General features: G+C 48.2%; 18 protein-coding genes. 12 read left to right on the top strand and 6 right to left on the bottom strand.

Annotation, left to right across the window (positions count from 1 at the left end; genetic code table 11):
* The first annotated feature begins 1 nt into the window (after position 1).
* The 6 genes from kdpC to GON05_RS29270 all read left to right on the top strand — a co-directional run bounded on the left by kdpC (position 2) and on the right by GON05_RS29270 (position 7,075).
* A complete protein-coding gene (gene kdpC, locus GON05_RS29295) occupies positions 2–565 on the top strand; it encodes a potassium-transporting ATPase subunit KdpC (RefSeq protein ID WP_157324226.1) in 564 nt (187 codons plus the stop codon).
* 74 nt (positions 566–639) lie between these two features.
* Positions 640–2,940: a histidine kinase gene (locus tag GON05_RS29290; protein WP_157324225.1), complete on the top strand. Its 2,301-nt coding sequence runs from the start codon at positions 640–642 to the stop codon at positions 2,938–2,940.
* Between the two features lie 28 nt (positions 2,941–2,968).
* Positions 2,969–4,477: an ATP-binding protein gene (locus tag GON05_RS29285; RefSeq protein ID WP_246239551.1), complete on the top strand. Its 1,509-nt coding sequence runs from the start codon at positions 2,969–2,971 to the stop codon at positions 4,475–4,477.
* Entirely contained in the window at positions 4,474–5,169 is a 696-nt protein-coding gene (locus GON05_RS29280; RefSeq protein WP_157324221.1) for a response regulator, read from the top strand. Before GON05_RS29285 ends, GON05_RS29280 begins: the two co-directional genes overlap by 4 nt.
* 72 nt (positions 5,170–5,241) lie before the next feature.
* Positions 5,242–6,915: a ribonuclease J gene (locus GON05_RS29275; protein ID WP_397369905.1), complete on the top strand. Its 1,674-nt coding sequence runs from the start codon at positions 5,242–5,244 to the stop codon at positions 6,913–6,915.
* A 19-nt stretch (positions 6,916–6,934) separates the two neighbouring features.
* Positions 6,935–7,075: a hypothetical protein gene (locus tag GON05_RS29270; RefSeq protein ID WP_157324217.1), complete on the top strand. Its 141-nt coding sequence runs from the start codon at positions 6,935–6,937 to the stop codon at positions 7,073–7,075.
* A gap of 191 nt (positions 7,076–7,266) precedes the next feature.
* Here the strand turns inward: GON05_RS29270 and GON05_RS29265 are convergent, their stop codons facing one another.
* The 3 genes from GON05_RS29265 to GON05_RS29255 all read right to left on the bottom strand — a co-directional run bounded on the left by GON05_RS29265 (position 7,267) and on the right by GON05_RS29255 (position 10,220).
* A complete protein-coding gene (locus tag GON05_RS29265; protein ID WP_157324215.1) occupies positions 7,267–8,259 on the bottom strand; it encodes a zinc-binding dehydrogenase in 993 nt (330 codons plus the stop codon).
* A gap of 139 nt (positions 8,260–8,398) precedes the next feature.
* On the bottom strand, positions 8,399–9,229 hold the full coding sequence (locus GON05_RS29260) for a Ppx/GppA phosphatase family protein (protein ID WP_157324213.1): 831 nt from the start codon (positions 9,227–9,229) through the stop codon (positions 8,399–8,401).
* A gap of 301 nt (positions 9,230–9,530) precedes the next feature.
* Positions 9,531–10,220: a response regulator transcription factor gene (locus GON05_RS29255; RefSeq protein WP_307719948.1), complete on the bottom strand. Its 690-nt coding sequence runs from the start codon at positions 10,218–10,220 to the stop codon at positions 9,531–9,533.
* Positions 10,221–10,506: 286 nt separating this feature from the next.
* Here GON05_RS29255 and GON05_RS29250 point away from each other — a divergent pair, with 286 nt between their 5' ends.
* Entirely contained in the window at positions 10,507–11,805 is a 1,299-nt protein-coding gene (locus GON05_RS29250; RefSeq protein WP_181646379.1) for an EAL domain-containing protein, read from the top strand.
* Positions 11,806–11,815: 10 nt separating this feature from the next.
* Positions 11,816–15,055 (top strand): response regulator, encoded by a 3,240-nt coding sequence (locus tag GON05_RS29245; protein WP_157324210.1) that lies wholly within the window; start codon positions 11,816–11,818, stop codon positions 15,053–15,055.
* A 58-nt stretch (positions 15,056–15,113) separates the two neighbouring features.
* On the opposite strand, the gene GON05_RS40145 is transcribed toward GON05_RS29245, so the two are convergent.
* A complete protein-coding gene (locus GON05_RS40145) occupies positions 15,114–15,446 on the bottom strand; it encodes a DUF5658 family protein (RefSeq protein ID WP_220138862.1) in 333 nt (110 codons plus the stop codon).
* A 185-nt stretch (positions 15,447–15,631) separates the two neighbouring features.
* Between GON05_RS40145 and GON05_RS39095 the strand changes: the two genes are divergently transcribed.
* Positions 15,632–15,883, top strand: coding sequence for a hypothetical protein (locus GON05_RS39095; RefSeq protein WP_157324208.1), 252 nt, complete (start codon positions 15,632–15,634; stop codon positions 15,881–15,883).
* A 32-nt stretch (positions 15,884–15,915) separates the two neighbouring features.
* On the opposite strand, the gene GON05_RS29235 is transcribed toward GON05_RS39095, so the two are convergent.
* Positions 15,916–17,472 (bottom strand): ABC-F family ATP-binding cassette domain-containing protein, encoded by a 1,557-nt coding sequence (locus tag GON05_RS29235; protein WP_157324206.1) that lies wholly within the window; start codon positions 17,470–17,472, stop codon positions 15,916–15,918.
* 162 nt (positions 17,473–17,634) lie between these two features.
* On the opposite strand from GON05_RS29235, the gene GON05_RS29230 reads away from it, so the two are divergent.
* The 3 genes from GON05_RS29230 to GON05_RS29220 are packed head-to-tail and all read left to right on the top strand — an operon-like array spanning position 17,635 to position 20,636.
* Entirely contained in the window at positions 17,635–19,155 is a 1,521-nt protein-coding gene (locus GON05_RS29230) for a spore germination protein (protein ID WP_157324204.1), read from the top strand.
* A gap of 31 nt (positions 19,156–19,186) precedes the next feature.
* A complete protein-coding gene (locus GON05_RS29225; RefSeq protein WP_157324202.1) occupies positions 19,187–20,395 on the top strand; it encodes a Ger(x)C family spore germination protein in 1,209 nt (402 codons plus the stop codon).
* Positions 20,396–20,402: 7 nt separating this feature from the next.
* Entirely contained in the window at positions 20,403–20,636 is a 234-nt protein-coding gene (locus GON05_RS29220; RefSeq protein WP_181646378.1) for a hypothetical protein, read from the top strand.
* Positions 20,637–20,654: 18 nt separating this feature from the next.
* On the opposite strand, the gene GON05_RS29215 is transcribed toward GON05_RS29220, so the two are convergent.
* On the bottom strand, positions 20,655–21,758 hold the full coding sequence (locus tag GON05_RS29215; RefSeq protein ID WP_157324200.1) for a GerAB/ArcD/ProY family transporter: 1,104 nt from the start codon (positions 21,756–21,758) through the stop codon (positions 20,655–20,657).
* Positions 21,759–21,796: the final 38 nt, after the last annotated feature.

Raw genomic sequence — 21,796 nt, 5'->3', positions numbered from 1 at the left:
CATGAAATCGGTTTTTATAGCAATTCGTGTATCTATATTGTTCATGATCGTTTGCGGGCTCATTTATCCGCTGGTTACGACGGGCGTGGCTCAAGTCTTATTCCCCAAGCAAGCGGATGGAAGTCTGATTGAATCCGGCGGAACGGTCATCGGCTCGGAATTGCTGGCTCAGAGCTTCGAGTCCCCTAAGCTGTTCCACCCAAGGGAATCAACAGCCAAGTATGATCCCAAAGCTTCTTCCGGCTCTAACATGGCGGTAGCTTCAAGCGATTATGCAGCGTCTTTGGCAGAAAAGATCGATGCTTTGAAGAAAGAGAATCCTGCATTAACCGATATTCCAGCTGATTTAGTCACGTTGTCTGGCTCCGGGTTCGATCCGGATTTGTCACCGGAAGGGGCCAAAGCCCAAGTACCTAGAATCAGTAAAGAAACAGGAATCGCAGAGAACGTGCTTAACGGTCTCGTTGATCAGTTTACAAAAACCAGACAGCTCGGTTTTCTCGGTGAGCCAAGGGTGAATGTAACGGAACTGAATATAGAGCTGCTAAAACAAGTGAAGTTGTAAGGGGCTGACAACCACTCTCGATAGGTCGAGAGTGGTTTCTGCGTCATTTTGAGGAGAAAGGAGAGGATGCTGGATTGGATGGTTTTAAAAGGAAAACGCCGGAAGAAATTCTATTATCGATCTCCAAATTGCATCGCGGGAGTCTGAAAATTTATATCGGTGCAGTCAGCGGCTCAGGAAAGACGTACCATATGCTGCGGGAAGGGCATAATCTCAGGCAGCAGGGGATTGATGTGGTCATCTGCGCGGTATCTACGCTGCAAAGGCCGGAAACCGTGGAGCAATTAGGAGATTTGGAAAGAGTACCGAGCATTCATTGGATGAAAGACGGCACGGAGCAAAAGGATTTAAATTTGGATGCTTTAATGGAGAGAAACCCGGAGGTTGTGCTTGTAGACGGGCTAGCCCATCTGAATCGACCGGATGCCCGTTTTCCTACGCGCCTGGATGATATCAAGTATCTGCTCGCTAACAATATTAGTGTGATAACCACTGTGAATGTGTATGAGTTGGCAACCGCGATGGAAGTTGCGCATAAGTTGACCGGGATTGAAGTGGGGCATTGTGTGCCCGCAGATACACTGGAGCTTGCCGATGAGGTTCGCTTAATTGATGCTACGCCAGAAATGATTCTGAATCGACTGGAAGAAGGGCATCTCAAGGGAAATAAAGACACCGCTTTATTCAAAAGAGGCAACTTAGGCGTATTAAGAGAATTAGCCTTGCGTCTCGTTGCAGAGGACGTTAACGATTCACTGGAAGCGCATCGCGAACAGATGGGGATTCTGGGGCCTTCAGGCGCCACAGAGCGCATCCTGGTAACTGCCCAGTATCATTGGAACGGTTCCATTTATGTGCGGCGAGGCCAACAGATCGCGAAGCGGTTGAACGGTGATCTTCATGTTGTGACGCTGCGTAAGTTCAATAAACCGCTTTCGAAGGAAGCCTCTGCTTTTCGCAGATCGATTATGAAGCTTGTCGAGAAAGTCGGCGGCAAGTTCGAGGAGCTTCCGCTACGATTTCGCCGTTGTATTCCTAAAGCTTTGGTTGATTATGCCATCCATCATAAAGTAACCCGTATTGTCTTGGGGCATTCCAAACAAACCAAGTGGCAAACCTTTTGGCAAGGATCTGTGATCAATGGCATTTTGAAAAGAGTCAAGAATGTCGATGTGTTCCTGGTTGCTGATCGTGCCGCACGGGATGGGGAGCGTATTCTTCCTGCCCACATGCAGGTATCGAAGGAGCCGTACAAATATAAGCGTCTGAGCAGGCAAGAGGTTCAGGCAAAGATCGAGAAAATCAAACGCGGCAGGTTCAAAGTGTATATTGGCGCCGCCCCAGGGGTAGGGAAAACATACACCATGCTGCGGGAAGGCAACGATTTGCTCAAAAAGGGCATCGATGTGAAGATCGGGCTGCTCGAAACGCATGGGAGAAAGGGAACCATCGAACAGATTGGCGAGCTAGCCATTATGCCTCGGGCAGAAATCGCCTATCAAGGCGTAAGGCTTGAGGAGATGGATACGGAAGCCATTATTAAGGCGCGGCCTGAAGTCATTTTAGTGGATGAATTAGCCCATTCGAATGTACCCGGCAGTAAATATAAAAAGAGGTATGAAGATGTGCTGGACATCCTGGAAGCAGGCATATCCGTCATTGCAACGGTTAACGTTCAGCACTTGGAAAGCTTAAACGATGCCGTTGAGCAAATTACCGGAATTCGGGTTCGCGAAACGGTGCCTGACAGCATTCTTCGGGCGGCCGATGAAGTGCAATTAATTGACGTGGCTCCTGAAGCTTTGCAGCTTCGCATGAGAGAAGGCAAGATTTATGCGATGATCAAAGTGGATCAGGCATTGAACAACTTTTTTAAAACGGGTAATCTGATTGCTCTTCGGGAACTGGCTTTACGTGAAATTGCTGATGATGTAGATGAACGTCTGGAATCTATGGAGCGCAAGAACTCCCTTCGAGGTCCATGGCGGAGAAAAGAGGTTATTTATGTCTGCATCACGGAGATCTCACAAGCGGACCGCCTGATTCGCCGGGGGTTTCGAATCGCACACCGGCTCAAAGCGGCTTGGTACGTAAGCTTTATCGCAGTGGGGAATGGCGAGCATTGGAAACCTAAGCTGGAAACATTAGAGAAGCTGACGGTTAGGCTTGGGGGCGAATTTGTGTATCAAGAAGTGATGAGCCGTAAAGCCGTCCCGGCTGTGTTTGCCTCTCAAGCAAGTGTGGCAGGGGCCACGCAAATGATCGTATGGAAAGACGCTACAGTTAAGAAACTGCTGCCGCTTGCTTCCCAAATGGATGTGCTCATTGTCGCCGATTACGATCTATGGCAATCCGCAGAAAATAAGGTAAAATGAGAGCATGATGAATAAAACAAATAGTTGGATGAGATGGAAATCCTACGTGATGACAGCTCTTTTTATTGCTGTGGTCACTTTATTTTTAAAAGCTTTCAGCGACTTTTTAGGCTTGGTGAATGTCTCTCTTTTCTATCTGCTTCCAGTTCTTTTTAGTGCTGTGCGTTGGGGAAGGGGGCCTTCCTTTTTTGCAGCGGCAATCGGCGTATTATCTTTAGATTTCTTATTTGTCCCTCCTGTATTTAGCCTTACAGTTGCGGATTTGCGTTATTTGATCTCATTTATTGTCTTTATATCGGTTGCTGCTCTCACGGCGAGCTTGGCTTCGAAGCTTCGCAATCAGATTCATCAAGCACAGCAGAGTGAAGCCAGTACGGCTGCCCTGTATGCGTTAAGCCGTAAAATTACGGCCATTTCTGATTTAGAAGGACTTCTTAATCAGATTGTACAGCATGTTTCCGAAGCATTAAGCGCAAAAGCTGCTATTCTATTACCCAATCCATTGGGCGAACAGCAAGTAGGAGCCTATTCCAAGGATGGGATGGAATGGGTGACAGATGAATCCCACTTGTCTATCGCGGCGTGGGTTTACAATCATCATGCGAGCGCGGGGCGTGGTACACACTCGTTGAGGGAGTCCTCAACGCTCTATGTCCCGCTTGAGACAGATCATCAAGTTCACGGCGTATTAGCTGTGTATGTTGGTGAGCGGCCGTTAACGGAGATGCCGGAGCTAATCCGTTTCATCGAAGCGCTCTCGGATTTGGTGGCTGTTGCGATTTCTCGCGTCAAGCTGGCTAATGAAGCGAAGGTGGCGCAATTGACTGCCGAGTCTGAGAAGCTGCGAACGGCGCTGCTGGACTCGCTTTCTCATGAGCTGCGAACACCATTAGCTACGATCATAGGCTCTGTGACAGGGCTGCTGGAAAGCGAAGCTGTATTTAGCCCTGAAGACCGGCGTGAGCTGCTGCTAACAATTCGTGAAGGATCAACAAGGATGAATAGGCTAGTAGGGAATTTGCTTGGCATGGTCCGGATTGAAAGCGGCATGCTGCGGTTAAATAAGCAATGGTGCGGGATTGAGGATATCGTCGGTGTTGCCCTTGCCCAGCTGAAGGATGCTTTGCAGCATAGGAAGGTAAGCATTCTGCTTGCTCCGGAGCTCCCTTCCGTTCCGCTGGATGATGTGCTGATTGAGCAGGTGCTGATCAATGTGATCAGCAATGCCATCAAGTATTCGCCGGAGGGCAGCGAAATTGTGATCGAGGCGGAGCAGCGCCGCGAAATGCTTGAATTGACCATCAGAGATGAGGGAGCGGGCATTGCGGCAGAGGACTTGGATCGGATTTTCGAAAAGTTTTATCGGGGACAATTAACCAAACATATCCCCGGTACCGGACTCGGGCTTGCGATCTGTAAAAGCATCGTAGAAGCCCATGGCGGGCAAATCGTAGCCCAAAGAAATGAGCCCAAAGGAACGGCTATTCATATCAGTTTGCCGTTACAATTCGCTGAGAAACAGGGGGATGGAGCATGACAGCAACTGGGGCGAAAATACTAATTATTGATGATGAGGCGCAAATTCGCAAGCTGTTGCGAGTAACGTTAAACGCGCATGGCTTCGATGTAACGGAAGCCGCAACGGGCCAAGAGGGCTTATTGCAGGCCACGATGGTTCGGCCCGACCTCATCGTGCTGGACCTCGGATTACCGGATATGACAGGGATGGACGTGCTGCAGCATATTCGTGAATGGTCGCAGGTTCCGATCATTATTCTTACCGCCCAAGACCAGGAGCAGGATAAAGTAGCTGCCTTAGACCGGGGAGCCGATGATTATGTGACAAAGCCCTTTGGCATGGGAGAGTTTATGGCACGTATGCGGGTTGCGCTGCGCCATATCGCGAAGACGCAAGATGAACCTGTGTTGAAATTAGGCGATCTGGTGATTGATTTATCCCAACGGGTCGTTGAACTTCATGGTGAGAAGCTCAAATTGACGCCTACAGAGTATGACTTGCTAAAAGTACTAGCCCTCAACAACGGTCGCGTAATGACGCATCGCCAATTGCTTAAACAAGTATGGGGCGGTTCGCAGTATGAATCCGACAGCCAATATCTTCGGGTATACGTCGGCCATTTGAGGAAAAAAATTGAAGAAGATTCGACAAGGCCCCGCTATATTTTGACGGAGCCGGGAATTGGTTATCGTTTTGCTTGGCAGGAATAGCTCCTTCTTGTATAGCCTTACATCACTTGTGGGAAATTAACGCAAATGAAAGCGACACAGGGGGTAAGTAAGGTGACCAAGCTGGATCAGCAATTATCGGTCTTCTCCTTAGGCGGTATTAATGAAATCGGTAAAAACATGTATGTCGTTCAATATGGCAATGACATTGTCGTGATCGACTGCGGCTCTAAATTCCCGGACGAAACTTTGCTGGGCGTTGATCTCATTGTTCCTGATATTACTTATTTGATTGAAAATAGCGATAAGGTCCGTGCTCTGGTTATTACGCATGGGCATGAGGATCACATCGGGGGCATTCCCTACATCCGCAAACAAATCAATGTGCCGATCTATGCAACACGCTTAACGATTGGGCTCATTGAAGTGAAGCTGAGAGAGGCCGGCTTGCTAGCGGGTACCAAGCTGATTGAGATCAACTCCAATTCCACGGTTGACCTTGGCAGCATCACGTCCACTTTCTTCAAAACCAATCACAGCATCCCCGATTGTCTTGGGGTTGTTTTTCATACGCCCGAGGGAGCGGTTGTCCATACGGGAGATTTCAAATTCGACCTTACACCGGTCAATAATCAGTATCCGGATATTCATAAAATGGCGGACATTGGCTCGAAGGGGGTCATGCTGCTTTTATCCGAAAGCACGAATGCGGAGCGTCCGGGTTATACGCCTTCGGAAAGCCATGTCGGAAAGCATCTCGAGGAGGCCTTTCATAAAGCGAAGCAAAAAGTGTTCATCGCCACCTTCGCTTCCAATGTCCACCGACTTCAGCAGGTGATCGATGCCGCGCAAGCGACGAATCGTCAATTAGCCTTGCTGGGCCGCAGTATGGTCAACGTCGTGAAAATAGCCTCCGAGCTGGGCTATTTGACGGTTCCTGACGGGATGCTGGTGGAGGCAGGAGAGATCGGCAGCTTGGCTTCCGAGCGGATTGCCATTCTCTGCACGGGCAGCCAGGGAGAGCCAATGGCCGCGTTATCCCGGCTATCTCGTAATAATTACAGGAATGTAGAAATTCATCGGGGAGACACGGTTATTCTGTCCTCATCTCCGATTCCTGGGAATGAGCGCAACGTCTCCAAGACGGTCGACAATTTGTTTAGTCTTGGCGCGGAGGTCATTTACGGCTCAAGCTCAGTGACCGGCATGCATGTCTCCGGCCATGGCAGCCAGGAAGAGCTTAAATTAATGCTGACGCTCATGAAACCGAAGTATTTTATTCCGATTCACGGCGAATATCGGATGCTTCATCAGCACCGCATTTTGGCGGAGTCTGTTGGCGTCGAGCCTGCTAACATTTTCATCCTGAACAATGGGGATGTTGTAGATATCAAGGATGAAGCGGCGACGCAAAGCCGCAAGGTCACGGCGGGCAACACCCTGGTCGATGGTTTGGGCGATGTGGGGAATATTGTTTTACGTGACCGGAAGCAGCTTTCGGAGGATGGGATCCTTATCGTGGTTCTCCTTCTCAGCAAAACGGATGGCAAAATTTTAGCCGGACCCGATATTATTTCGCGAGGATTCGTCTATGTGCGTGAGTCTGAGGATCTCATAGATCGAGCGAGCATTTTGGCCGCGGATACGGTGAACAGGCTGCAGACAGGGCAGGAGCCGTTGAACCAATGGAATGTGCTGAAAATTAATGTAAAAGAAGTGCTCGGGCGCTTCTTTTATGAGAAAACCGGCCGCAGACCTGTGATTCTCACGATTATTACGGAGTTCTAGCGGGAGGGGGTCGTAGCTGGTGTCGGCCACTAAGCACCCCCGCGACTGGGAACTACAGGGCGTTATTTCTACGAAATGCGCCCTTTTGGCCGCGGAGTGGGAACTAGGGGCCGTTATTTCTTCAATTTTGGCTGCAACCCAGCCCAATATTGTGAAATAACGCCCTGTAGTTCCCCAACAAGCTGCCAACCCCCGCTATTCACAGAAATAGCGGATCGTAGATCCTCTAAGTTGGCCCAGCAGCAGCCTCTGTAGTTCCTAGGCTACGCGAATAGGCACGCGTCACCTCACCCAACGAAAAAGACTGTCCATCAAGTAGATCGCTCTACTCAATGGACAGTCTTTTCAATTCTATACAGGCCGCAGCAGCACTTTGCCTGAGGTCATGTTAGCCGCATACTGTTGGATGGCATCTACCGTCTGGCAGAGCGAGAACGTCTGGCTAATCTCGGTCTGGATTTGCGATCCGACCGACTTCTTCATAGAGCCCTGCAGCGAGAGCAGCTCAAAGATGGATTGGGTCTTCACCCAGTCGGACGCCCAGAAGCCTGTGATCCGCTTGCGGCGGAAAACCAGATCATCTGCGTTGATCGTTGTTGTGCTTCCTCCCAAGAGGCCGTATTGAAACAACGTGGAGCCATCCGGCAACGCCGAGAGTACGGTCCCCGTCAGGTCTCCGCCTATGGCATCGAAGCATACGGTAGCTCCAAGGTCATGAGACTTCCGTCTGAGTTCGTCTTCGAAGGCGGGAGAGCTGCTGTTCACAATATGCTGTCCGCCTATCTCTCTAAGGAGCTGCGCATGCTCATCCTTGCGGACAACACTGATGACGGCCAGACCGTTCTCTCTGCCGAGCTTCACCAGGATTCTGCCGAGTGCGCTGGCTCCGGCTGTTTGCACGATGGCTTTGGACTTGTGCTGCTTGGCAATCTTCACCATCGCCATGGCGCTAGCCGGATTAACGAAGAAGACAGCGCCCTGCTCGTCCGATACGTGGTCGGGCAGTACCATGCAGGTCATGGCGCTTGCTTTCGTATACTCCGACCAGGAGCCGTAGACTTCGGATACGAAGGCTACGCGTTTTCCTTTCAGCATGCGGGCTACGAGGCTATTACCTGTTGCGATGACCGTTCCGCACCCTTCCATTCCGCCAACCGATGGCAATGCGCGTTTGATGCCATAATTGCCTGAAAGAAATAATAAGTCAGCGGGGTTAATAGAGGCCGCATGCACTTTGATGAGTACTTCGTTACTGTCTATTTGGGGAATTAACGTTTCGCCGAATTCGATGCCTGAAACCCCGCTGTATGTCTTAATCAGCGCTGCTTTCATCGTTTGTGCCATATGGAATTACCCGCCTATCAGTAGATGTAATTATAACTAGTTAATGTACACTGTATTATATAATACGCAGTGAACGGGTAGGTTTTGATAACATCAAATTTACACAAAGATTTGGTCAAAAAGGGGCCGTGCAGCGCGATTATAATTGATTCATGAAGCCGTGGGCGATATTCAGGTCGGAGGGCATGAATTTGCTGGCGCCAGATTTAATTAGCCCGGCAAGGACGACACAATTCGAGGCGATGGCGCCGCGCATCCATTTCGGATCGAAAGGGGAATTGTTTTCTAAAGCTGAAAGCTCGAGAAGAGCCAGTTGTCTGGTAAGTTGAGTAAAGTCGCTCCTTGAGCAGTAGAGATCCTGTTCAAGCTCGATCTCGAAATGGCGCAGATACGTTTTCTCGCCGCCGGTGTAAGCGAACGGCCCCAGTGATGCGGGTAAGCGGGAGGAGAGCCATTTAATACAGGTCGTTATCTGCCTTTGATGCGGTGCTCCGAGTAACTGGAATTCTTGATTAAGATCCGAAATGCCGAAAGGAATGAGATAAGGCGCTTCGCACTCCTTGGTAATAATCTGGATGCTGCCGCCTCCGACATTGATGACGTCAAGATGGCTGGGGATATCCGATTCGCTTATCGCTTTGCGCAGCAGCTCCGCTTCTTCTTTCTGACTGATCGTCCGATAGGCAATTCGCAGATTCCTGCAAATCTCCTCCATATGTTCAGAGAGGTGCGGCGACCTTCGCATCGCTTCCGTCCCGAAGGCCTCAATGTTTCCGAGGGGGGCGCCTTCCAAGAAGGAGCCTTGTGTGGACAGCAAGGACTTAAGCTTATCTTCAATGGATGGAAGGCAAATCTCGCTCTCCAACAGCTCCCATGTAAGAACATCCACTTGTTCGATACCAATATCTGATTTCTTGAATACTTTGGCGCTATGACTGCCCAAATCCAAAATTAATTTATCACTATTCATAAGAGTTCACCTGTTACTCCCTTTAGTAATGGTTATCGCACTGTGAATCCCTGTTTAGTTCGTTGCCATCTGATGTATATCTGACTATTCCTAGCAAATAAAGGTCTCAGAAATCCAATAATAAATGATTAATGATTTCTATGTCAACCAATTTATGTTAAAAATATGGAAAAAGTTTCATGGCATTCATATTTCAACAGATTGCATGGTTATCCGACAAATTGGGCACTCCGGGAATTTGAAGGAAATCAAATAAGAGGCTATCCCCGGGTCATTTCGGACCTTGGAGACAGCCTCTTGCTTATAAAACAAATTTGTAGCCTACACCCCAGACTGTTTTGATATATTTCGGTTCTTTGGGGTTGACTTCAATTTTCCTGCGTAAATTTGTAATATGTACATCGATAGCACGATCGTTGACATAGGAGTCGAAGCCACGCAAAGCGTTAATCAAATCCTCCCGGCGGTACACGCGTTCAGGGTGCTCGTACAGCAGCCGAATAAGCTCGAATTCGGAGAAGGTCATGTCGATGGGTTCGCCTCGCACATAAAGCGTTCTTTTTTCCAAATTAATGTTCATATCAACAGACGGTACGGGAACAACTTGCTGGACAAGCTGCTCTTCGGGTGGATGAGCTTGTTTGAATCGACGCAGAAGGGCTTGTATGCGAGCCTTCATCTCATGCATGCTGAAGGGCTTGCATAAGTAGTCGTCAGCTCCTACTGTAAACGCTTCAACTTTCTCGCTGACTTTGGAATTGGAAGAGATGATGATGATGGGAACGGGCGTTAAGCTTCGCAAGGAGTTGCATAAGTCCGTGCCTTCAAAGTCAGGAAGCATGAGGTCCAATAGAATAAGATCCGGCTCGAATTCGCGAAGGGCGGCAAGGCCTTCCTGACCATTATGGGCTCTAAGCACTAGGAAGTTCTCTTCTGTCAGATACATACAGACCATTTCACCTATAATATCATCGTCCTCAATTAAAAGCACTCTGTCCAAGCATAAACTCCCCCAAACTAAGTTTATTTTCTAATTTCTTTCCTGAATGAACAGAGGGATCAAAAGTCCTAACAATTTACTTGCTCAACCTATTATAAGGTGTCAAAAATTAAGTGTAAATCGCTCTTATACACTTTTTATCGGGAATTTGTTAGCAAATTGTTAGCGAATAGAGGTGAGAAAACGTACCATTTAGGTAAGTTACCTAATAAGTGGAAAGTACAATAGGAGATAATACGGTTTATTGTGGAAATTGCTTGTAGGAGGTGTAAATGAAGTGGGTCTTTTAAATAGGTATGGAGTCCTGATTGTAAGTGATTCTAATGAGTTGAGCGAGAGGTTGCTGCCCATCTTTCAGAAAGATGAGCAGTTCATCATGACAGGTACGGCGAAACACGGGAATGCCGCATTGGATTATATGCTTGCTGGAAGGCCGGATTTGGTGGTCATCGATTTAGCAATGGCAGACATGGCAGGGATTCATGCGCTTCAACTTATTATGAATCATCGTCCAATTCCTATTGTAGTGCTTAGTACACATACATCCGAAGGTTCCATGCAGACCATTCAGGCTATAAGGATAGGCGCTGCGGATTATTTTCATATAGAAATGCTTACTGGGCCAATGTCCCATGAAACGATGATCATCTATTTCCTGGAACGCTGTAAAATGGCCATAAGAAACGGCATTCAGAGCGTGCATGAGTTTCCAGTCAAATCCTTAGGAATCGTAGAAGCTGCGCTCTCTGGCTCGCTGCAGGCGAAGCACGACCAGTTTCAAAGACGAATGGATATCGAATTTCATTTGCGTAAGGCGATTACGAATGAGGAATTTCATCTCGTATATCAACCCGTTGTTGATGTATATACGAACCGGATCGTTGGTTTAGAGAGCTTAATTCGCTGGCACAGTGCATCTTTGGGGCAAGTGCCGCCTTGCGATTTTATCCCAGTAGCGGAGGAAAGCGGCCTGATTCATGAGATCGGAGAATGGGTGCTGAGAGAGGCTTGCACACAGAGCGTGAAATGGCAGCAAGATGGCCTTCCCCATTTATTCATGGCCGTCAACCTATCCAGACGCCAGTTCAATGATAGCGGACTTAGCGCGATGATCGAGAAGATTTTAGAGGAGACAGGTTTACAACCGAAGTACCTGGAACTCGAAATCACGGAGAGCATGAGCATGGATGTTAATTTGGCGGCGGATGCGCTCGGTCAGCTGAAAAGGCTCGGTGTGCGCGTCGCGATGGATGATTTTGGCACCGGTTATAGTTCGCTTGGTTATTTAAAGGATTTTCCGATCGATAAGTTGAAGATAGATCAGTCGTTCATTAAGGGATTGAAACATCGGGAAGTGAATGCGGCTATCGTGAACACCGTCATTACAATGGCCAAAAATTTAAATCTGCTCGTAGTGGCCGAGGGGCTGGAGACCGAAGAAGAGCTTCAAGTGCTGAGGGACTGCGGCTGCCGTTTCGTGCAGGGTTACTATTTCAGCAAACCGGTACTAGCGGAGAGTATAGAGCACATGCTGAACACAGATACGCGAAACAAACCAAACAAGATCGTTATTTAAATATAGGCTGGTGATTGTTCTGCTGCGCGATTTGATTACCAATTTTGCAATTATTACCGTGTTTGTCTTATTCGTTGAGCAGTTTTTCATTTTAACAAAATTGGATCAGAGGCCGACGTGGTATTACAAAGTTTATGTGGGTCTGACACATGGCATCCTTGTTGTGATTCTGGTTAGTTTTGGTATTACGGTTGATGGCCATATAGGTCTTAATTTTCGCGGTGTAGGTTTCCTGCTTGCCGCCTATTTGGGAGGATATCCTTCAATCCTCATTACCTTTTTCATCCTATCGATCTGGCGCTTTGCGATAGAGCACTCTATCCAGCTGCCGATTTTCCTTATTGGACTGGCGGCCGTTATAGGCACCAACTTTACTTTTTCAAAAATGCGTACTTATTGGTCCAAATGGTTATTTGGAGGAGCTTTTCTATATGTGTTCTACTATGGCATGATGTGGATCGTGTACCGTACATCGCTTCAAGTCATAGGAACATACCTCACCTACCAAATGGTGTGCGTGGTGGTTGTGGCCTGTTTTCTCGGCTATCTGATTCGTGCCCGCGAGTACAAGCTGCAGATCCGGCAGGTGGAGCAGGAACTCATTGATATGCTGCGCTTACAGCCGGGGTTTACGTTTAAATTTCATAAGCACCGGGGTCATTTTGTCTATATATTGATTGAGGGTCAATTACTTTATCAGCTAGGTTTGCGACCGAGTCAGTTTATTGGGAAAAGGGCTCAGGATCTCAGCATATTAGGGACTAAGTTTCTGGATTTTCTGCAGCCCTATTATGAGCAGGCTTGGGCGGGCGAGAGAGTCAGCTATGAATATGATTGTCAGGGCTTCACGATCCTCGTTACTTTGCAGCCTATCTTTAAATTTGGGGCGGTTAGCGAGGTCATCGGATCCGCGGTAGATGTGTCGGAGCATCGTGCAGCCCAGATGAAAGCTAGGGTTAGAGACGAGCAGTTCCGGACCTTGGTGGAAAATTCAGAGGACTTTATTCTTAGATTTCGACTGGATGGAAGCGTTGCCTCTGCCAACTCTAAAATGTATCAAACCTACCAACTGACGCCTGACCAGGTAAAAGGAAAGCAATTGACCGATGTCATTCACATGGACAATCCTTCGAAATGGGAGCGATCCTTCAATCAATCGATCATCAACGGCAAAACGCAGCAATTCGCCATTCATTTTCTGCAGCCGGATGGTGCTGAGCATACCTATAATGTCACGTTATCCCCCCTTTTCAATGAAACAAGAACGGAAATTATTGCGGTCACCGGGACCGTTCACGATATTACGGATCTCAAGAAGCGCGAAGAGGCGGATGAGTCCAACCGGGCCAAAAGCCAGTTCCTGGCGAGGATGAGCCACGAAATTCGTACGCCGCTTAACGGTATTCTGGGGCTGTCCCTTCTACTGCAGCGTACCGAGTTAACACCTTTACAGAAAGATTATTTGAGTAAAATGGACGCCTCTTCGAGTGTTCTGCTGGCGACGATTAACGATATTCTGGATTTTTCAAAAATTGAAGCGGGGAAATTAATTTTGGAGAAAGTTGATTTCTCCTTGGAAGAATCACTACAAAAGGTCGCCGACCTGGCAAGCGTCTCTCTCGGCAATAAGCGAATCGAGATCTTGCTGGATACTTCCGAGGATTTGCCGGATATCGTCAGCGGGGACTCTTTCCGACTAGAGCAAGTCCTTATCAATTTATCGAATAATGCCATCAAATTTACAGAGCAAGGCCACATCCGGCTTCAAGTGCAGCTTGAGGAATATGCCGAGGAAGGCATCATTATATCTTTTGCCGTTGAGGACACGGGGATAGGAATCTCTAAGGAGCAGCTGTCACAGTTATTCTTGCCCTTCTCGCAAGCGGATACATCGACTAGCCGGAGATACGGAGGCACAGGGCTTGGGCTTGTGATCTGCCAGCATTTGGTGCAGTCCATGGGAGGCGTGCTCAGGGTTGAGACTACGTTAGGGGCAGGCAGCCGCTTCTACTTCAGTCTATTGTTCGGACGAAATCAGCAGACGGAGGATGACATGTACTTTGCTTACAGGCAGCATCTTCTGCCTCAAGAAAACAAGCATGTGCTCGTTGCCGAGGATCACCCCATTGCTGCTCGGCACGTATCCGAGTTGCTGGGCTCCTTCCAGCTGGAGGCGAAGACAGTTCTGTCGGTATCCGACTTATTAGCGGCATTGGAACAAGGAGAGGGAGGAGCTGGCCAAGCTGCATTCCGCTATATTTTCCTGGATATGCAAATGGACCCCATGCAGCATCAAGCGATTTGGCAGCGTGTGCTGAATGCGGTAGACCGCTCGCGAACCCATGTGATCGCGCTCACGACACTGGAAGGCAGAGAAGAAATGTGCGAGCTGCCTGAAGCGTTGAAGGCGGATGCAGTTCTGGTAAAACCGGTCAGCAGGTTGTCACTGCGCAAAGTTTTGCAGGTTCTGAGCGGGCAGAAGCCGTCCCCTAAGCGATGTGATCGCGATAAGGAGCAGGCTATGGCAGAAGGGGCGCTTTTCCATTCCAAGGGGCACATTTTGGTGGCGGAGGACAATGAAATTAATCAACTGGTCATTACGCAGCTGCTTCAGCAACTGGGGTATGAGGCGGTCATTGCGCAGAATGGCTATGAGGTTCTGGAACGGGTGGGCCAGCAAGACTGGAAGCTTATCCTTATGGATATTCATATGCCGGAGATGGATGGCTATGAGGCAACGCAAAAGCTGAGACAGCTGAAGCCGATGCAGCGGATTCCGATCATTGCGCTTACAGCAAACGGATTCGTGAAAGACTCGATGCAAATGCTGAAGCTTGGGCTCAATGGCATTTTGGTTAAACCTGTCAATGAGAAGCAGCTTGCCGATATGCTCGAAAAGTGGCAGGATTTGCAGTGGTTACTGCACATTAAGGGGATGGATCCGGAGCGCGTGCTGCGGAATATCGATCAGAAAGTCCATATTTTTCAATACATGATTGAGAAGTTTAAACAAGATTATGCTTGTTTCACGGAAAAGCTGCTGCCACCTATCATCCATCAAGAAGATGCTGTTGCCCGCCGCATGGTGCATACGCTGAAAGGAGTGGCCGCGAATTTCTATGCCGAGTCCTTGTTAGCGGCTGTCTTGGTGCTCGAGAAAGAGATGGAGCAAGAAATCAACTTGGAGACTTGTAAAGAAGGGATTGTGCGCGTGCAGCTGGAGATCGATCGAATTGTAGCAACGATATAAGGAAAAAAACTAAAAAAAGAACCCGCAGAAAGTTACTGCCGGGTTCTTTTCGTTGCCGCTAGTTAGTAGCAAGGTATGTGAGTCCATAGGATAACCAGACGAAGTGATATACATTAACGGCTCCGTAGATGATTACCGTGAGGGATAGGCAGGGCTTGACCCAGGCGCGTTTCCGGATATAAGGGTAGAAGGCCATGAGCAGCAAGGGAAGTATGAGTTTAAGGAAGTAATACCCGGCGACATGCCATTCATATACACTTCGTATCAGAGGGTTCAGTTCTTCAATAAAGGATAGATGCAAGCCGATGTCCGTGAATACAGCATCACTTAAGCATAAGAATAGCAGCCATAGGAGTAGCTTGCTCTGGAAGAAATGGCGGATGACAGGCATAGGCTGGATGTCCTCGCTTTCGTCGCATGAATGTGTAAGTTTATATTTATGATACACTTTGTATCATGCGAAAGCAACCTATGACTTGACCGGGACTTTAGCGCAAAATCAAGCGGAAAGCGGAGAAGGAATTCCGCCTGAGGACTGATTATCCGGCGACGGATCTCTTTTACAATGAATGCGAGATGGTGAACGGTGACGAAGAGAGGGTGAGGAAGCTGCGAAATGGGTTGAACAGGCGGGTGCACTCGCTCTTCTTGCGTTGGACGTATTCGATACATCGTACGCTGATCCTTGGAGCGAGCCGTTTCCTTCGCTGCATACTTATTCACCTAAGTTATATGCAAACGTGGATGCTAAGCGGGGCTTGGCGGGTTCGGAAGCAGCGGTGGCAGATTCGGAAGCAAAATAATAAAAAAGAGTCCATCCTCAAGTAGAACAATCTACTCAAAGATGGACTCTTGCTCGATTAGAACACTTTCGTCGTCCAAGACTCGCAATTCCAAGTATCCGTCACCACATCACGGTAAAATTCCGGTTCGTGGGAAATCAGAAGAATGCTGCCCTTGTAGGCTTGCAGCGCACGTTTGAGCTCATCCTTGGCATCTACGTCCAAATGGTTGGTCGGCTCATCGAGCACCAGCAAGTTCGTTTCGCGGTTGATCAGCTTGCAGAGACGGACTTTCGCCTTCTCGCCGCCGCTCAAAACGACAACTTTACTCTCAATGTGTTTCGTGGTGAGACCGCATTTAGCTAGTGCTGCGCGCACCTCAAATTGCGTGAAAGAAGGGAACTCGTTCCATACTTCCTCGATACAAGTGTTGTTGTTGGAGTCTTTGATTTCCTGTTGGAAGTAACCGATTTGCTGGTTATCGCCTTTTTGGACGGAGCCGGATACGGGCTGGATTTCACCCAAAATACTCCGCAGCAACGTCGTTTTCCCGATCCCGTTGGCACCGACCAGGGCAATCTTCTGACCGCGTTCCATGCGTAGGTTAAGCGGTCTGGATAGCGGTTGATCGTAGCCGATCACGAGATCCGTCGTTTCAAAAATGAGCTTGCCTGACGTGCGGCCCTCTTTGAAATTAAACTGCGGCTTCGGTTTCTCCTTTGCAATTTCAATAACGTCCATCTTATCGAGTTTCTTTTGTCTGGACATCGCCATATTTCGCGTCGCCACGCTCGCTTTGTTACGGGCTACGAAATCCTTCAACTCGGAAATTTCTTGTTGTTGGCGTTTGTAAGCTGACTCAAGCTGCTGTTTCTTCATTTCGTGTACTTGCTGGAAGTGATTGTAATCACCCACATAGCGGTTTAAAGCTTGATTTTCCATGTGGTAGATCAAGTTAATTACGCTGTTCAGGAACGGAATGTCGTGAGAGATCAGAATGAAGGCATTCTCATATTCTTGCAAATAACGTTTCAACCATTCGATATGCTGCTCATCCAAATAGTTGGTAGGCTCATCGAGGAGCAAAATGTCCGGTTTTTCCAGCAAAAGCTTCGCCAGAAGCACCTTCGTCCGTTGACCACCGCTCAAATCGTTCACATCTTTGTCTAGGCCAATATCGGTGAGGCCCAATCCGCGAGCGGTTTCTTCGATTTTGGCATCGATCATGTAAAAGTCTTGGTTCGTCAATGTATCCTGAATCGTACCCACATCCTCGAGCATCTGTTCAAGCTCTTCCGGCGTTACATCGCCCATCCGGCCGTACATGTCATTCATTTCTTGTTCCATGTCGAACAGATATTGGAAGGCTCCCTTCAGGACATCACGGATGCTCATGCCTTTGCTAAGAACAGCATGTTGATCCAGGTAGCCAACGCGCATGCGCTTGGACCATTCAACCTTGCCATCATCCGGCTGAAGCTTGCCTGTAATGATGTTCATGAAAGTAGATTTACCTTCTCCGTTAGCACCGATGAGTCCGATGTGCTCCCCTTTGAGCAGGCGGAACGAGACGTCGTTGAAGATGGCGCGGTCTCCAAAGCCGTGACTTAATCTTTCTACATTTAATATGCTCATGAAATGACACCTTTTCTTTTAAACTTTTTCTCGTTTTATTATAAGCGTTATGGGATGGAAAACTCAATGAATCTGCGAGCAAAAATGTGACTTGGTGTGATACATAATGCATCCAAAATAAGGGAACGGTACAAATAGCTAAACCAAAAACAGGGTGATCCTATGTCTACGACTGCCGCTCCATCGCTAACCCCGCATCTGCCTGAAAATATAGCACAGCTTGTCGAGACTCTGGGGGAAAGCAGCGACATTATCATTAGAGAGCTCGGCATCGGACGATCGGGCGAGCTGCCGATTGCCATTGTTTTCACAGATGGATTGGCCGACCATACTTCGATTCATGAATTATTAGAGTCCCTTATGCTGTTCACAGGGGACTTTCGGAATGCGGATGGCAGCCTGATAGCAGATATCCCGGGCGCTCTGGAACGGTATATTATTTCGTTAGGCGGCGTGAGAAAAACCGAGCAGATGGAGGATTTGTACGATGCGATCCTATCCGGGGATGCCGCTATCATGCTGGATAACTGCCGCCTAGGGCTCATCGTCAGCACAAGAGGATGGGAGTCACGCGGAATTACAGAATCCAATGTGGAAGCTGTCGTCCGGGGGCCTCGCGAAAGCTTCACAGAAACGTTGCGTACCAATACGTCACTCATCCGGCGAAGAATCAAGCATCCCTCCCTTCGGATGGAAAGCCTCCGCGTCGGTCGGATATCCAAAACAGATGTTGCCTTCATGTATATCAAAGGGATTGCGGATGACAAAGTCGTGGACGAAGTCAGGAACCGTATTCAGCGGATTGACATTGATGCCATTATGGATACAGGTCAAATTGAAGAACTGATACAGGACGACACGTTCAGTCCGTTCCCAACGATCTATAACTCTGAAAGGCCGGACACGATTGCTGCAGGCATGTTAGAGGGCCGTGTTGCTATTCTGGTGGACGGCTCACCGTTTGTTCTGCTAGTCCCCGTTATTTTTACTCAATTTCTGCAGTCCGCAGAAGATTACTACCAACGGTCTGACTTTGGCGTCATTCGAATGCTGCGTTATGTGGCGATGCTGATCTCGCTCTTGACACCATCCGTTTATATTGCCGTGACCACCTATCATCAAGAGATGCTTCCAACTACGCTGCTGCTCAGTCTGGCAACCCAGCGGGAAGGGGTTCCGTTCCCGGCGTTTATTGAAGCGCTGTTGATGGAAACAGCGTTTGAGATTTTGCGTGAGGCCGGCATTCGAATGCCAAGGATGGTCGGTTCCGCCATTTCCATTGTCGGAGCCTTGGTGCTTGGAGAAGCCGCTGTTCAAGCGGGCCTGGTATCTGCGGCGATGGTTATCGTTGTTTCGATCACGGCCATCGCAAGCTTCGTCATGCCCGCCTACTCCATCAGCATTCCGCTTCGCCTGCTGCGGTACCTGTTGATGTTTATTGCGGCTTCCTTTGGCATCTATGGCATCTTTCTGGGATGTATGTGCATCTTGTTTCATTTGTGCAGCCTTCGCTCATTCGGAGTTCCTTACATGTCCCCCTTTGGTCCCTTTCATGCAACAGACCAGAAGGATGCGATCTTTCGCTTGCCGCTCTGGGCTATGCAGCGCCGGCCATCGTTAATCGGTAAAGGAACTAATCAGACTCGCATTAAAGATAGCAAGCCTAGGAAGCCAATCGATTAGCTCGAATCAGAAGAAGGGGAGGGTTTTCCTGATGCGCAAGATGATACGGGTTACTCTCCTGCTCATCCTTCTATTAAGCATAACGACGGGGTGTTGGAACCGACAGGAATTAAATCAGCTCTCCTTTGTGATGGCGCTTGGCATAGATAAACATGATAACCAAATTGAATTAAGCGCCCAAGTGGCGAATGTCGGTGAAATCGGGATGGGCTCATCTTCAGAACGAGGGACGTCCGTTACGAACTTCCATGTCGTGTCGCCCACCTTATACGAAGCACTTCGCAAGATGACGAGCCATGCCCCAAGGGAGCTATACCTTTCTCATTTGCGAATGTTAGTGATTAGTGAGGAGTTGGCAAGGGAAGGGGTAAGGGACGTGTTAGATTTCTTTATGCGTAATGAGCAAATGCGTCCTGATTACTTCGTTGCGATTGCCAAAGACGTACAGGCTAAAGAGATATTAAGCACATTGACTCCAACGGAGAAAATCCCGGCGAATAAGCTGTATTCCTCCTTAAAAACCTCCCAAAATCTTTGGGCGCCTACGATTGCCGTGCATGTAGATGAATTTGTGGCCAATCTGGTTGCTCTCGGCAAAGAGCCTGTCTTGACAGGGCTTAAATCCAATGGGGAATTAGCCGTCCTCCGCAAAGATAATAAACTGAAGATGACGGATGCTCCTGTCGGCTTAGTCTTTACCCAGCTAGGTGTTTTTCGTGGGGATCGGTTAGTAGGCTGGCTGAATGAGCAAGAGAGCAAAGGCTACAATTACATAAGCGGAAATGTGAAAAGCACCGTTGGAGATGTGCTGTTGCCTGATGGCGGAGAAGCTTCCATCCATATTTTAAGAACAAAATCCAAAGTTACGGCAGCTATGAAAGAGGGAAAACCGGTATTTACCGTCAAATTGCAAGTGGAAGGGGATATTGGTGAGGTCGAAGGAAGCATTGATTTAACAAAATCAGAGTCGATTTATCTGTTGGAACAGGTCATGGAGAAAAAGCTGAAGGAAGGCTTGCAGGTTGCGGTTTCCAAAGCGCAAAAGCTTGAAGCGGACATTTTCGGCTTTGGTGAAATTCTGCATAGATCAGACCCTGGTTCTTGGAAGCAGATGAAGTCGGACTGGCCGAGTTATTTTGTAAAATCAGAGGTGATTGTACAAGTGGATGCCAAACTGCGTCGCACAGGGAAAGTAAGCAGCTCTTTCATTGAAGAACTAAAGAAAAAGACAAAGGAGTAGTTGACCCGTGGCACTTCTCCCTTTCATCCTCCTGGCGGTTGCTGCCATCGTGCTCATTGAAGTCCCCAGAATGAGGCGAAAGCGTCTGAAGAAGGAATTATGGTCGTTTTCTGTGCTGCTTGTGCTCGGCACAGCGCTTTGCGTAGCGAAAGCATTGGGTTCGCATCTCCAAAGCCCGTTAGTGTACATATCGTATGTGTTTAAGCCTATGGGCGAACTCCTACAGAAGATGATGAGTTGATGAAAGAGCCGGATGGGATTATGTCTCCGGCTTTTTCGGCAGGTGGCGCAGCTTGGCAATCAACAGCATGAGCAGCGGAAGCAGCAGGGTGACGGTGAACGCGTAAGCGGGCCAAACTTTGTTCGTGAAAGTAAAGGAGTAAGGGATATTGGGGATTAAAACATTAGCTAATGGGACTGAAATAACGCCGATCGGGAGCACAAGCGGGCGGGTTTCTTTTAAACCTAGCAGCTGAGCTAGAATGAGAGTCGTAATATAAAAGTTGATGACCGTATAAAAATATTGCGTGACAAACCAGATAATCGCAATAATGGCCTCGGCGCGCTGTAGAAAATCGCCAATATTGATTTTTTGCGCCATATCATAAGTCGGATAGATGCTTCCCAAAGCTAAAGAAACACCTAAAACGGCAATATTCGTCATCGTAACCACCCATATCACAGTACCGCCGATAACGGTTCCTAGATAATAAGCTTTCTTCGCTTTGCTGACATTATTGGCATAAGGCAGCAGCATGAGAAAGTTGAAAACAGCTGTGAGCGGAAAACTGAGAAACTGGACACTGCCTCGAATGGTCGGCTTAATCCCTTCTTCCAGAATCGGAAGAAAGTTGGTGGGCTTCATCTGTGGAATCAGCATCAAAATGACAAGAAATAAAAACAGCAAGGTCCAAGGAAACAGAATTTCACTAACACGGCTAATGGTTTCAAGCCCTAGAATGACACTGAAGGCTACCATGATGACCGTAATGGAGATGATGACTTCAATTGGCGTTTTGGACAGCATTCTGGTCGCAAGAAAATCGCTGATCCCCCACAACGGGTACAAGGTGCTGATATAGACAAAAGATAATGCGGCCAAGGCCGCCAACTTTCCGAAGAAACGGCCTAAAATCTGCTCGCTGTACTGAGCAAAATTCAGGTTAGGAAATTTTCCGCCGAGCTTGCTATAGAGAACAATGAGGAGCATGCCAGCGAGTAAGCCAATGATGATGGATAGCCAGGCGTCCTGTTTGGCCAAAAAAATGAGTTGGGGTGGCGAGTAAATAATCGCGTTTCCAATTGTATAAAGGCATAAAAGTACCCCGAATTGTCTGCTTGATATTTGGCCTTTTTCCAACATTCGAAAGTTCCCCCGATATTGTAGCATCTCAGTGATCT

This window comes from Paenibacillus anseongensis (genome assembly GCF_009757995.1).
In the GTDB taxonomy this organism is placed as follows: domain Bacteria; phylum Bacillota; class Bacilli; order Paenibacillales; family NBRC-103111; genus Paenibacillus_E; species Paenibacillus_E chondroitinus.
The sequence above is the reverse complement of the archived record's forward strand: the minus strand, read 5'-3'. Positions and strand labels throughout refer to the sequence as shown.

Bases quoted from the DNA above. Each gene is read 5' to 3' on its own strand.
- kdpC (WP_157324226.1), top strand. From the start codon at position 2: ATGAAATCGGTTTTTATAGCAATTCGTGTATCTATATTGTTCATGATC.
- GON05_RS29285 (WP_246239551.1), top strand. From the start codon at position 2,969: ATGAGATGGAAATCCTACGTGATGACAGCTCTTTTTATTGCTGTGGTC.
- GON05_RS29280 (WP_157324221.1), top strand. From the start codon at position 4,474: ATGACAGCAACTGGGGCGAAAATACTAATTATTGATGATGAGGCGCAA.
- GON05_RS29265 (WP_157324215.1), bottom strand. From the start codon at position 8,259: ATGGCACAAACGATGAAAGCAGCGCTGATTAAGACATACAGCGGGGTT.
- GON05_RS29260 (WP_157324213.1), bottom strand. From the start codon at position 9,229: ATGAATAGTGATAAATTAATTTTGGATTTGGGCAGTCATAGCGCCAAA.
- GON05_RS40145 (WP_220138862.1), bottom strand. From the start codon at position 15,446: ATGCCTGTCATCCGCCATTTCTTCCAGAGCAAGCTACTCCTATGGCTG.
- GON05_RS39095 (WP_157324208.1), top strand. From the start codon at position 15,632: ATGGTGAACGGTGACGAAGAGAGGGTGAGGAAGCTGCGAAATGGGTTG.
- GON05_RS29235 (WP_157324206.1), bottom strand. From the start codon at position 17,472: ATGAGCATATTAAATGTAGAAAGATTAAGTCACGGCTTTGGAGACCGC.
- GON05_RS29230 (WP_157324204.1), top strand. From the start codon at position 17,635: ATGTCTACGACTGCCGCTCCATCGCTAACCCCGCATCTGCCTGAAAAT.
- GON05_RS29225 (WP_157324202.1), top strand. From the start codon at position 19,187: ATGCGCAAGATGATACGGGTTACTCTCCTGCTCATCCTTCTATTAAGC.
- GON05_RS29215 (WP_157324200.1), bottom strand. From the start codon at position 21,758: ATGTTGGAAAAAGGCCAAATATCAAGCAGACAATTCGGGGTACTTTTA.